The organism is Flavobacterium sp. (genome assembly GCF_043773265.1).
Taxonomy (GTDB): domain Bacteria; phylum Bacteroidota; class Bacteroidia; order Flavobacteriales; family Flavobacteriaceae; genus Flavobacterium.
Window position 1 is genome coordinate 1 of sequence record NZ_JAYVFH010000235.1, and the last position, 11573, is coordinate 11573.

10 protein-coding genes are annotated in these 11573 nt (G+C 30.5%); 3 read left to right on the forward strand and 7 right to left on the reverse strand.

The features are described 5' to 3' along the window. The 3 genes from ACH2BO_RS12550 to ACH2BO_RS12560 form a co-directional block, all read left to right on the forward strand. The coding region (locus tag ACH2BO_RS12550; protein ID WP_395045077.1) for a Holliday junction DNA helicase RuvB C-terminal domain-containing protein at positions 1-310 on the forward strand (310 nt) is incomplete at its 5' end. 2 nt (positions 311-312) lie between these two features. After that, positions 313-1236: a tRNA epoxyqueuosine(34) reductase QueG gene (gene queG, locus ACH2BO_RS12555; RefSeq protein WP_395045078.1), complete on the forward strand. Its 924-nt coding sequence runs from the start codon at positions 313-315 to the stop codon at positions 1234-1236. A gap of 88 nt (positions 1237-1324) precedes the next feature. After that, positions 1325-1819 carry a hypothetical protein gene (locus ACH2BO_RS12560; protein ID WP_395045079.1) on the forward strand — a complete coding sequence of 165 codons (495 nt, stop codon included), beginning with the start codon at positions 1325-1327 and terminating at the stop codon, positions 1817-1819. A 119-nt stretch (positions 1820-1938) separates the two neighbouring features. Here ACH2BO_RS12560 and ACH2BO_RS12565 read toward each other — a convergent pair whose 3' ends face one another. The 7 genes from ACH2BO_RS12565 to ACH2BO_RS12595 form a co-directional block, all read right to left on the reverse strand. After that, the gene (locus ACH2BO_RS12565) at positions 1939-2958 is read right to left on the reverse strand and encodes a LacI family DNA-binding transcriptional regulator (RefSeq protein ID WP_395045080.1); all 1020 of its coding nucleotides are present in this window, start codon (positions 2956-2958) and stop codon (positions 1939-1941) included. 233 nt (positions 2959-3191) lie between these two features. Beyond that, positions 3192-4748 (reverse strand): phosphatase PAP2 family protein, encoded by a 1557-nt coding sequence (locus tag ACH2BO_RS12570; RefSeq protein ID WP_395045081.1) that lies wholly within the window; start codon positions 4746-4748, stop codon positions 3192-3194. A gap of 4 nt (positions 4749-4752) precedes the next feature. After that, the gene (locus ACH2BO_RS12575) at positions 4753-5685 is read right to left on the reverse strand and encodes a hypothetical protein (RefSeq protein WP_395045082.1); all 933 of its coding nucleotides are present in this window, start codon (positions 5683-5685) and stop codon (positions 4753-4755) included. Between the two features lie 312 nt (positions 5686-5997). Beyond that, positions 5998-6543, reverse strand: coding sequence for a hypothetical protein (locus ACH2BO_RS12580; RefSeq protein ID WP_395045083.1), 546 nt, complete (start codon positions 6541-6543; stop codon positions 5998-6000). Positions 6544-6586: 43 nt separating this feature from the next. Then, on the reverse strand, positions 6587-8371 hold the full coding sequence (locus tag ACH2BO_RS12585) for an alpha-glucosidase (protein ID WP_395045084.1): 1785 nt from the start codon (positions 8369-8371) through the stop codon (positions 6587-6589). Positions 8372-8420: 49 nt separating this feature from the next. Then, positions 8421-10649, reverse strand: a complete 2229-nt coding sequence (gene bglX / locus ACH2BO_RS12590; RefSeq protein WP_395045085.1) for a beta-glucosidase BglX — start codon at positions 10647-10649, stop codon at positions 8421-8423. Positions 10650-10654: 5 nt separating this feature from the next. Next, the coding region (locus tag ACH2BO_RS12595) for a DUF418 domain-containing protein (RefSeq protein WP_395045086.1) at positions 10655-11573 on the reverse strand (919 nt) is incomplete at its 5' end.

Sequence of the window (11573 nt, forward strand, 5' to 3'; positions counted from 1 at the left end):
AAATGGAACTATAGATATCGAAATTGCTCGTTATGCACTAAAAGCTTTGAATGTCGATGCGCATGGTTTGGACGAAATGGATAATAAAATTCTAAACACCATCATCGATAAATTCAAAGGTGGACCAGTAGGTTTGTCTACTTTAGCAACAGCCGTATCTGAAAGCAGTGAAACAATCGAGGAAGTTTATGAACCCTTTTTGATTCAAGAAGGTTTTATTATGCGAACACCAAGAGGAAGAGAAGTTACAGAAAAAGCGTATCATCATTTGGGGAAAATAAAAACTAATATTCAAGGAGGATTGTTTTAATTTTGATTAATATCAAAGAAAAATACACAAAATTAATAAAAGCCGAATCTCTTCGACTCGGTTTTCTTTCATGTGGAATTTCTAAAGCAGGTTTTCTTGAAGAAGACGCACCAAGATTAGAAAATTGGTTAAACCAAAATCATCATGGTCAAATGTCTTACATGGAAAATAATTTTGACAAACGATTAAATCCAACATTATTAGTTGATGATGCCAAAAGTGTAGTTTCTTTATTGTTAAATTATTACCCATCAGAAGTTCAAAATAAAGATAGTTATAAAATTTCAAAATATGCTTACGGACAAGATTATCATTTTGTAATCAAAGAAAAATTAAAACAATTATTAAGTACCATTCAAACAGAAATTGGCGAAGTGGCTGGAAGATGTTTTGTTGATTCAGCACCGGTTTTAGACAAAGCTTGGGCAGCCAAAAGTGGTTTGGGTTGGATAGGGAAAAATAGCAATCTTATAACCCAAAAAACAGGATCATTCTATTTTATTGCTGAATTAATATTAGATTTAGAACTAGAATATGATTATGCTACAACAGATCATTGCGGAACTTGTACTGCTTGCATAGAAGCATGTCCTACTGAAGCAATAGTTGCACCTTATGTTGTTGATGGCTCTAAATGCATTTCCTATTTCACTATTGAATTAAATGACAATTTGCCTCAAGAAATGAAAGGTAAATTTGATGACTGGGCATTTGGTTGCGATATTTGTCAAGATGTTTGCCCTTGGAATCGTTTTTCAAAACCACATAACGAACCATTATTTAATTCAAATCTTGAACTTTTATCCTTTTCTAAAAAAGATTGGGAAGAAATCACAGAAGATACATTTAATAAAGTTTTTAAAAACTCGGCTGTTAAGAGAACTAAGGTTAAAGGTTTAAAAAGGAATATTAATTTTTTAAAATGATTCTCTTAATAATATTTTAAGTATTAATTTGAAATATGTAACGTTATTTTAGAACGAGACAATGTAGTAGGGACTAAAAATTATATTTATGTTACAGATTCAAAAGGAAATAGAAATAGAGTTGATTATGATAAAGAAAAGAAACCCAATTAATTTAAATATTGTGTTTGTTCTATCATTCTTTTCTCTACTCTTATTTTTTCTTTTTAGTTGTAATCAAACCATTGAAAAAAATAACTACAACGGAAATTGGATTTTAAAAGAACAAAATTACACTGAAGAAATTATTTTACAGGATGGAAATTACAATAAAGAATATAGCAGTGATGATCTTAGAGTAAACTCAAGTGGGAAGTTCTACCTTAATAGAAATAAAAATAGATTAGGAATTACATTATCATTAATTCCTAATAAAATAATCAGTGAGAATGATACTATTTTTCAAGAATGCGAATATTTAGACATTATTGAAATTAATGATAGTAATCTAATAATTCAAAAACCAAATCAATGGATTAGGGATGTAAATGATAGATTCATTAGAGTAAATGAAATTCTAATTTATAAAAAGAAGTATAAATAGACTCGACACTCGGATAGGACAAGATAGCGAAAGTTATAAATCCGTGCCCACAAAGAAAATCTCATCCTAAAATTAATCACAAAAAAAACAAAATATAAAAATCTAAGTAATAACTACAATTACAAACTAGATTCTCTTTCAATAATAGAAGTTTCTAATTCAATTGTTTTGGGCTTAAAAACAGTATGGTCTCTTTTAGAAGTCATTTCTTCTAGCAGTAAATTAAATGAACTAATTCCCATTTCACAACTAGGTTGATCAACGGTGCTTAGTTTTGGTGTAATTACTTGCGACATAAACCAATTGCTAAAACCAATTACTTTTATTTGTTGTGGAACTTTTATGTTGTTTTCATTAAAATAAGCCAAAACTCCAACAGCAACCATATCAGTAATCACAAAAACCCCATCAACATCAGGATGATTATCTATCAAATCTTTGGCAAATTCTTTTCCTTCTTCAAATGTTACATTCTTACAAGTGTAAACCAACTTTGAATCAAATGGAATATTGTTTTTTTCTAATGCCTTTTTATATCCTAAAAATCGATCAATTGCATTTTGAGGATTTACTGGTCCGCGAATATGAGCAATTTTTTTACAACCTTTTTTAATTAAATGTTCAGTAGCTTCAAAAGCAGCTTTTTGATCATTTATAACCACTTTCGAACTCGGAATTAATTTTGATATTTTGTCAAATTGAACAAATGGAATTTCACGCCTCAATATTTCTTTAATGTGTTCATCGTTATTTGATTCGTTAGAAAGCGACATAATAATTCCATCAACTCTTTTATTTATTAAAAGTTCGACTTGTTTTTTTTCTAATTCTAATGATTCATTAGATTGTAAAATGATTACCAAATAGCCATTTTTTTCTGCTTCGGCAATGATTCCATTAATAACATTAGAAAAAAAGTGATGCACAACTTCTGGAATTATCAATCCAATAGTGTAAGATTCTTTGGTTCTTAGATTTACTGCAAAGCTATTGGGTGTATAGTGCAAAGATTTAGTTAACTCTAAAACCGCAGCTCTAGTTTTTTCACTAACATCAGGATAGTTTTTTAATGCTTTAGAAACCGTTGTAATCGAAATTCCAAGCTTGGCAGCAATTTCTTTTAGCGTAATATCTTTCATGATATGAAAACTGTATAGGTTTTTAAGCAAATTAAATTTAAGAATGTCTAAAGATAATTGTTAATCTTTACATATTGTATTAATTAAAAAGGATATTAGTAAATAATTATCTAAAATGTTATTTATTAACTAATTAATTAATTTCTTATTTAAGAAAAATAGCATAAACAAGAAAAATGTTTCTAAAATTAAACACTAATTTCAGAAACATTTTTTTATTAATAAATTATTTATTATTCAGCGCCATCATTTGTAGCTCTTGTAATAGCAAAATTTGCAACAGTCTGACCTAGAGACATTCCTTTTTCGCAATCACTTCTATAATGAATTGCTCCAAACAATCTAGATTCTGATGCTTCGACAGCCATAGATTGAAACTCTTGAGTTCTCGATGGAATTACATGCGATAAATATTTTGCAGCAGCTCCACTAAAAGTTGAATGTCCCGAAACATAAGCAGGAAAATTTGGAACTCCAGTAGACGTTTTTATTGAGCTATTTGCTTGACTTGGCCTTGGATTGAAATAATAATATTTTGCATCCCAACAACTTATTGCGGCATCCATCATGGCAATATTTAACAAAGCCATGTTTCTTGCCCAGCGCACTTCGCTAAAACTTTGAGTAACAAATGCTTCATTAGCAATTTGATTCCAATGTCCTGGTGGAGTATAAGTTCCAACACCATCAGCCCAAAAACCTATAATTTTCATTCGTTCTCTAGTGACATTTTCGCTATAATATTTTACTTCATTTAATTCTTCCAAAAATTGAGGCGAATTAGTAGATGGTGGTGCAACAGGACGATTTGAAATAACATCAGCTGGTGTCATTAAAAAAGATTTTACATTACCAAATAATGGCAACATTGGTGGTCTTGGTGGAGTATCTAATGAACGCCATGGTGTTTCGCCATTGGCAACAGCATTGGTTTCTAATTGAGTCCATAGTGTTTGATTTCCAACTGCTGCTCCAGCACCATCTGTTGCAGCTTTTGAAATAAATTTAGCCGCAATTTTTCTTCCTAGAGAAACTCCTGCTTCAATATCGCTTCTTACATTTGCTCCAGAAATTATTCTATATAATTTTTGTTCTTCTGCTTTTTCTTGAATATAGGAAATTTCTGTTGGAAAAAGTAATTTTAAAATCTCAACAGTAACTCCTGCTAAAGCACCATCTTCTGAAGGATAAGATGGTAATGGACTTCTCGGAATTAAAACTTGTAAAGTTGTATCAACCACAAATGGTGCATCTCTATTGTATAGCTCTTTGTAATGCCAAGTTGCAACCATTGCATCATATTGTGCTGCGCTAACATATGCATAAGCTCGAGCTGCAAATGGTGGATTGGAAAATGGAAATTGTGGATTTGCAAATGGATTTGCAGCTGAAGGAATTGGATAAGTTCCATCTGGACTTTGATATGGTGGACGATTGTGTCTGGCAACCAATGTTTGCATAATTTCGTTCCAACGTAAAACGCCACCAGCACTCCAATAGTTAATAATTCTTTTTTGTTCAGAAGTAATATTGGCTTGATAACTTTTTATTTCATTTAGTTCTCTAAAATAGGCAGGAGTTGTTGTAGCAAGTGGTGCATCTATAGAAAATTCATTAGGAGAAGTTAATAATAATGGTGTCCAAGTACCTGCATTTGCATCTGTATTGGCTGGGTTTAATTGCGGATATTGCTCATTTCGTTCTTCAATATCATCATTACAAGAAATTGTAAAAATGGTAAGTGAAAGCAATAAACAAATTGTATACAATTTATATAAATAATTTTTCATTTTTTTAAATTTTAGATTCTTGAGAAGGTTTAACTTTAGTTTTAAAGTTCATAATATAAAATAATCCGCCATAGAAAGCGTTAGATTGTCCCACATTTCTTCCAGATATTACATGGTTAAATCCTGTTATAATTGATAAACCAGAAATTGATTTTAAGTTGTATTTTCCGTTAAAACCAATTTTTGTCATGTTCATTGTGTTGCTTGGAAAAGGCATATTGTTAGTAGTAATATCAAAACCACCTTCTTGAGTTGTCCAAGTATCAAATATTGCTTCGGCAATTAATCTTTTGGTTCTATAACCTGCTCTTGCATTAAACGAAATTGCATCTGGCATGTCAACTTCGTTGGTATAATGCATTTGATCTGTATAGTAAGTGTTTCTGTCTATTTTTATATTAGATCTTTTGATGTAAGCACTTGAAACTGTAGCAAACAAATTGCCAAATTGATAATCGCTCATCAATCGTAAAGATGCAGTTTTACTTTGTAATCCGATACTCAAAGGTAAATAATCGGCAACATAATTGTTTACAGGAGTTGATAAACCACCCAATGCATAAAACGAAAGTGAATTGTGGTTTAATTTTTTTTCAAAAAACATATATTTTAATGTTAATGAAAGATCTTGAATTCCTTTTTTTCCTTGTAATGTTCCTGCAGAAGCATTAGTTGCAATATAAGGAATGCTGAAAATTACATTTAGATTATTTGTAATTCCGTAGTTTCCGTTTATAGCAATTTTTTGAGTTGAAACAGTTCCGAGATTTAGGTTTTCTCTTCTAAAATTTCCTTCCCAATATTTATCCCAACTGCTGTATTCATATATTGCGCCAGTGCAAAAATATTTTTTATCCATCATTATGCCATCAATTTCTGTTTGGGCATAAAAATGTTGAACTGCCATAATAAGACAGATTATATATAGTTTCTTCATTTTTTTATTTGAATTGTTCTAGGAGTTTTTCCTGTTTTAATAGAATGATTTAATCATTAATCACACACTAAATCTAAAATAGTTTTTATAATGATTGTCCTTAAATTAATACAAATTTATCAATGACATTTACCCAAAAATGCTATTCTACTTTTCAGTAACTAACTTTTCCTATAAACAATTATGAAAAAAGAATAATTTTTTTGAAATTCAAATTTTACAAATATGATAAATTAATTTATGGACAATCACCAAAGCACTAAAACTAAATTTTAATGTTTTTATAATTTATTAAGATATAAATTAAGATGATTATACATTCTTGGGAGGATCGTATTCATTGTTTAAATAACCAGAATTTTCAATTCCGTTGGGTTGAAAATCTTTGTTTATAGCAATGTGTATTTTAAAGTTTAATGATAAATTTAAATTTGCTATGGTTTTTAAATAATCTTTACTAAAAGTTTTTATAAGTTTTTCAATTGGCGAATTAGAACCATCAGAATTGTTTTGACAATCAACAATTTTTTTTAAACTTACATCAATTGCATTTTGATTTTCAACACCTAGATAATACAAATTCAAAACATTATCTTTTATGTTTTTCTTAAAAATGTGATATATTTTATTGTCAATAATTATGTTTTCGTTTACTTTTTCAATATCTGTATCTTCCATAAAAGAATATAAAGTTGCATTAAGTTTAATGACTTTAAATTCAGAATCTGGAGTGTTTTGCATCTGTTGAATCCAACTTTGTTCTTTTTGGTAAGAAATCATCATATAATAATCGACCAAGTTGTAAAACAACGAAGTGATTAATGTGATAACTAGTAATAAGGATGCAGTTTTTTTCATTGGGTTCAAAAATAGTAATTTTTTTGAGATGATAAAAAGTATGCTATTTCAATTTTATGATACACGATTGATAGGGTTGTAATTTGATGTTATTTCCTTCTGTTTTTAAAGTATTTAAATTATTTATTAATTCATCAGATAATTTATATTCTTTTGGAATTGCAATTGTATTAATTTCTTTTGTAAAATTTAATAAAATTAGAAAAGTTTCTTTTGAGTTTGATCTTGTATAGGCAAAAATATTTTTATTGTCTTTGTCTATCAATTGATATTTTCCATAAACTAAAATGTCTTTATGCTCTTTTCTTAATTTGGTCATTTGTCGAACATAATTTAGAATAGAGTTTTTATCTTTTTCTGCTTGTTCTACATTAACGTTTACATAATTTTTATTTATTGGCAACCAAGGTTTGCCAGTTGTAAATCCTGCATTTGTTGTTGCGGCATTCCATTGCATTGGTGTACGACCATTGTCTCTGCTTAAATCGGCTTGCATTAATAAATAGGCATCTGCTGCAGCTTTACTTTTTCTCAATTCAATGTAATATCTGTTTTTTGTTTGCAAATCGTTATATTCTTCAACTGTTTTAAATCGAATATTTGTCATACCAATTTCATCACCATTATAAAGATATGGCGTTGCACGTTGTGTTAACAAAAAAGTATACAACATTTTTGCACTGGCTTCTCTATATTCAGGCGCTTCATTTCCGTATCGACTAACAGTTCGGCTTTGATCGTGGTTTGCCCAAAAAACAGTATTCCATCCGGAATTTAAAAACTTTTCGTCCCATTTAGTTACTATTTGTTTTAACCCCACAACATTATGTTTTTTAACATCATATACACCCAAATCTAAACTATCTCTTCCCCAAATATTTCCTAATTCATCGTGGTACAAAGTGTTTAATTCATCTCGTTCTGTGTTTACATAATCTTGTACTTTGCTAAACGGAATTACGCCACCTTCACCAACAGTATATACTTCTTTGTATTTACTCAATACTTTTTCGTTCATTTCTTTTAAATAAGTATGCACTTTTTCGTCTGTACCATAATAGCGAACAAATTGCTCGTTTGTAAAATCTTTTCCTTTATCTGGCCAAGAAGTATCTTTTGCCATAAACGGAAAGGCATCTAACCTAAAACCAGCAACGCCTTTGTCTAACCAAAATTTCATTATATCGTACATTTCTTGACGAAGAACAGGATTTTCCCAGTTTAAATCGGGTTGTTTTCTAGAAAAATAGTGTAAATAGTAACTATTAGTTGCTTTGTTAAACCGCCAAGCATCAGCATTTTCATCAAATAAACTGTATCGTTTTGTTGGCGTTCCTTTTTCTGCTGGCCACCAATGATAGTAGTTGTAATATTTATTATCTCTTGATTTTTTAGCTTCTGTAAACCATTTATGCTCATCACTACTGTGATTTATTACCAAATCCATTATAAGTTTGATATTGCGCTTTTTCATCCCAGCAAGCATTTCATCAAAATCCTCCATTGATCCCATTTCGGTCATAATGGCTTTGTAATCGCTAATATCATAACCATTATCATCGTTTGGCGAAGCGCAAATTGGGTTTAACCAAATGGCATTAATTCCTAAATCTTGTAAGTAATCTAATCGTTGTGTAATTCCTTTGATATCACCTACACCATCGCCATTGGTATCTTGAAAACTACGTGGATATAATTGATAAATTACGGCTTCTTTCCACCAAGTTGAACCAGGAATTGTTGAAGTTTCTGTAGTTAATGTTTCTTTTGAATTTTCTTTGCAAGAAAGAAAAAACACTACTATAGTTAATGAGATAATTTTTTTCATTTTATAAAATTTGATTAGTTTTTTATAATTTATAATTTAAATTAAATTTTTATCTCAACTGAAAATCAGCTTGTTTTAGATCTTTAGAATTTGCTCCGATAAAAACACTAAATTTTCCAGATTCGATTACAGTATTTCCATCTCCATCAAAAAAAGAAAGATCTTTTTGAGATAATGTAAATGTTACTTCTTTAGTTTCTCCAGCTTTTAATTTTACTTTTTCAAATGCTTTAAGTTCTAAAACAGGTCTAACAATTGATGCTACATAATCTCTAATATACAATTGAACAATTTCTTCGCCATCAATTTTTCCTGAATTGGTAACCGAAATTTTGCATATTAATTTTTCTGTTTTTTTTATTTCTGATGATGATAATTTTATATCACCATAAGTATAATTGGTATAACTTAATCCATATCCGAAAGGAAATAATGGTTCACTTTGCACATCACGATATCTGCTGTACCAATTTCCCATTCCGTCGGTTTGCGTAGGTCTTCCTGTATTAAAATGATTGTAATATATTGGAATTTGACCAATTGCATAAGGAAAAGTCACTACTGTTTTTGCCGATGGATTGTATTCGCCAAGTAGCATTGATGAAATTGCGTTTCCGTGCTCTGTTCCTAAAATCCAGCATTGCACTAAAGCATCAGTAAATGGCTCAGCTTCAGTAAGAATTAATGGTCTTGCACTAGAAACTAATGCAACAACTGGTTTTCCTGTTTTTTGCAAAGCTGCTAAAAGTTCTAATTGACCTTTACTAATTGATGGATTAGCAAGTGCTCTGTCTTCGCCAGCCATTTTTCCGCTTATTCCAATATTTACTAGAATAACATCGGCTTCATTTGCATTTTTTATAGCTTCGTTAATTAATGTTTCGTTTGTAGAATTATCTGCATTATATCCATTACAAAAAGTAATATTTGCTATTTTATTTTTTAATCCTTCGTAAACTGTAACAGCATCATTACTGTTTCCTTGACCAATCCAAAAATCGAACATATCGGCTTTACTATTGGCATACAAACCAATTAAAGCTACTTTTTTATCTTTTTGTAATGGTAAAATAGAGTTGTTATTTTTTAATAAAACAATCGATTCCTCGGCTGCTTGTTTTGCAATTGCTCTATTTTCTGTTGTGAATATTTTATTTTTCTCGTTTTCTAAATCGCAATATTTGTATGGATTATCAAACAATCCTAATTTGAATTTTTGAGTTAAAATTTTACCAACAGCTTCATCTAGCTGTACTAAAGTTATTTTACCTTCTTTCACTAATTCTGGTAAATATTGTACAGAAACTTTACTTTCCATATCCATCATACTTCCAGCTTGTAGCGATTTTAGTGCAGCATCTTTTCCGTTTTCGGCATAACCGTGAGTTATTTCTTCCTTAAACGATGCCCAATCGGAAACCACAAATCCTTTGAAACCCCATTTTTTCTTTAAAACATCGGTTACTAAAAATTTGTTGGCGCTTGCAGGAATTCCGTCAAAAACATTAAAGGCATTCATTACAGTTGCAGCTCCAGCATCAATTGCAGCTTTGTATGATGGTAAATATTTATTCCATAATAATGGTCGGCTTAGATCCACTTGATTATATTCTTTTCCTGCTTCGACTGCGCCATAAGCTGCAAAATGTTTTACGCAAGCCATAACGTGTTCATTATCATTAAGATTCCCTTGAAAACCTATTACTCTTGCCGCCGAAACCAATCCTGCTAAATATGGATCTTCTCCTGCGCCTTCCATAATTCTTCCCCAACGTGGATCATTACTGATGTCACACATTGGCGCAAATGTCCAATGAATTCCTGCTGCAGATGCTTCTTTTGCAGCAATTGAAGAATTTTTTTGAATTCCAGATAAATTCCAACTGCACGCTTCTGCCAACGGTATTGGAAATATAGTTTTGTAACCGTGAATTACATCATACCCAAATAACAAAGGAATTTTCAATTTGCTTTGCATTGCAACTTCTTGAATTGCTTTGGTATCGGCAACGCCAATAACATTTAAAAGCGAACCAACTTTTCCGTCTTTTACGGCTTTTGATTTTTCATTTTGTCCTGCATCATTTCCTGCTGGACCAGTAAAAGCACCACCATTTAATTGGTTTAATTGTCCTGCTTTTTCCTCTACAGTCATTCGGCTCAATAAATCTTTTACTCTTTGTTCAGTTGGCAAAGATGCATTTTGATAGGGAAACTTTGTTTGAGAAATTGCAGTAAAACAAGCAAATACAAAAAGGAATGATGTGATTTTTTTCATTTTTTTTAAAATTTAATCCAAGTTAATTTGTGCCAAATGTGTTCTAATGGACCTTGAGGATGTGTTTTTAACCACCATTTACAAAAGGCAATTTGTAGTATAAGTAAAATAACACCAATAAATAAACATAATGTTGCGCCTGTATATTGATACAAACCAAAACCATATTTGTAATACAATGTTGAACCAATTACAGATTGCATTATGTAGGTTGTTAAACTCATTTTTCCCATTGGGATTAGTTTTGACAATATTTTATGTGTTTTTTCTGAATAAAATAAAAGAATAAACGAAGCAACCCAAAACAGCATCAATGCAAAATTAGCCCAAGAATTAATAATTACTAAAAGGCGTGCTAATGCGAATTTATTTAAAACTAGTTCTGGCAAATAAGTTACTATTAAAAAAAGTGGTATAAATACAAATAGTGAAATTCGTAATGTCATTTTCCAGAAAAAAATATTAGATTCTGTTTTTGTAAAAAGTTGTTTTCGACCTGCTAACATACCTAACATAAATAATGCTGGTGCTTGAAAAAACCTTCCGTTTTCCCACGACCAAAGTAAAGACGCTGCTTTTCCGAGAGTTACATTTCCTTTTATGTAATCAAAGAAATTACCATTGTTCATATAATCTGCAATTTGCGTGTAATAACTTTCGGATAAATTTGGCGCAGGAATATAATCTGGATTGGACAATAAATAAAAATACTTAAACCACTCCAAAGGTTGTAACATTAAAATTACAGCAATTATCAAAACCACTTTGTTGCTTAAATTACAAACTGGAATTAAAATCAAACCCAAAATGGCGTACATAGTAAGAATATCACCTTGATAGAAAACGGTATTTATAAACCCAAATACCAGTAACAGCATCATTCTCCAAAAAAAGCGTAGTCTAAAATCGTTTCCTTTTTTATTC